The sequence below is a fragment of the Microcystis sp. M53603_WE2 genome (genome assembly GCF_030065435.1).
Genome location: NZ_JASJFF010000150.1, coordinates 1 through 1,772 on the forward strand (window position 1 = coordinate 1; position 1,772 = coordinate 1,772).

Annotated in this window: 1 protein-coding gene; it reads right to left on the reverse strand. The window is 49.7% G+C overall.

Going from position 1 to position 1,772, the window contains the following annotated elements:
* Positions 1-142 precede the first annotated feature (142 nt).
* On the reverse strand, positions 143-1,772 hold a 1,630-nt coding region (locus tag PX481_RS03440; protein WP_288093675.1), incomplete at its 5' end, for a DEAD/DEAH box helicase.

Genomic DNA, 1,772 nt, shown 5'->3' on the forward strand with positions numbered 1-1,772 from the left:
AACGTCCCAATCCTATTTTCGCAGCATGAACATCGGACTTTAACAGGTCAAAAGCTTTATTTTAAAAGGGTTTTACCATTATTCAGCAAACCCTAAATATTAGTACAAAAGCTCAGACTTTCCCCTCTCCCATGCAGTCCTACTATCCCTCGGCCATTAAGCGCAATAATTCGTCAGTGGATAGCTTGCCGCTGGCGTCGGTTCCCTCCAATAAACTATCGGCGAGATCGCGTTTATGGTGGTGCAGATCGACAATTTTTTCCTCGATCGTATCCTTGGCCACTAAGCGATAAATCGTCACCGGACGTTTTTGGCCGATGCGGTGAGCGCGATCGGAAGCCTGATCCTCCACTGCGGGATTCCACCAGGGATCAAGATGGATAACATAATCGGCCGCGGTGAGATTTAATCCTGTCCCCCCAGCTTTTAAACTAATTAAAAATACGTCCCCTTCCCCCGCTTGAAAGGCTTTCACCTGTTTCTGCCGATCGCCAGCAGGGGTACTACCATCGAGGTATTGATATTTTATCTGTCTTTGCTCGAGATAACTGCGGACAATCGCTAAATGATCGACAAATTGACTAAATACCAACGCTTTATGCTGATTATCCAATAAATCATCCAGAATTTCCCCGAAACGGGACAATTTCGAGCCGGCTAAATCCAAATCTGGAGCCACTAACTGCGGGTGACAGCAGGCCCGGCGTAATTTCATGATCTCTGCCAGTACCTGGAGATGTTTTGCCCCAGCGGTGCTGTCACTCTCGCTTAATTTCTCCAAAGCACGCCGCCGTAAGGCCTCGTAAAACGCCTTCTCCTCGACGCTTAACTCGATCGGGACTAAAATCTCGGTACGCGGCGGTAATTCCGCCAGAACTTGGTTTTTGGTGCGCCGGAGAAGGAAAGGCCGCACCAGTTTTTTTAACTGTTCGCGAGCGGTTTTATCGCCGTATTTTTCGATCGGGGTGGCGAAACGGCGATCAAAACTTTCCAAGGAACCCAACAATCCGGGGTTAATAAAACGGAAAAGATTCCATAATTCCCCTAAATGATTCTCGATCGGTGTTCCCGTGGTGATTAGTTTAAAATCCCCCCGCAGATTCATCGCTGCTTTCGATCGCTTGGTGGAGAAATTCTTAATCGCTTGGGCCTCATCGAGAACGATTGTCCGCCATTCCACCCCGGCCAACATGGTAGCCACTTCTTCCTGCTGTAATAACCCATAGCTACACACCAACAGATCAAAAGGTTGCAGTCGATCGAGTAGTGCTTGCCGATCGCCTGTTCCCAATTGGATGATATTTAAGGTGGGTGCGAACCTTTCCGCCTCACTAATCCAGTTCAAACATACTGAAGTAGGGGCGATCGCTAAAGTCGGTCCCTCCGAGGCGCGGGTAAGGATCACTGCTAGGGCCTGTAAAGTTTTCCCTAATCCCATATCATCGGCCAAACAGGCCCCAGCCCCCCACCGGGCCAGCCTAGCTAACCAGCGAAAGCCTTCCAATTGATAGTCGCGCAATTCTGCCTGTAGAGTTGAGGGGACTTCTGGAGTAAAATCCTGACTCTCCTGAAAGCGTTGTAAATTATCGCGCCAACGTTTATCGGCCTTGAGTTGTCCCACTTCCTCGCTGAGTTCCGAGAGCATCGGGGCAGCGAAGGGATGAAACCGCAAACCGTCGCCGGACTTTTCCGAGAAAGAGCGCATTTCCTGTAACCGTTCCCGAAATGCCTCGGTTAGGGCGAGAAATTGACCATCTCCGAGGGGAATAAAC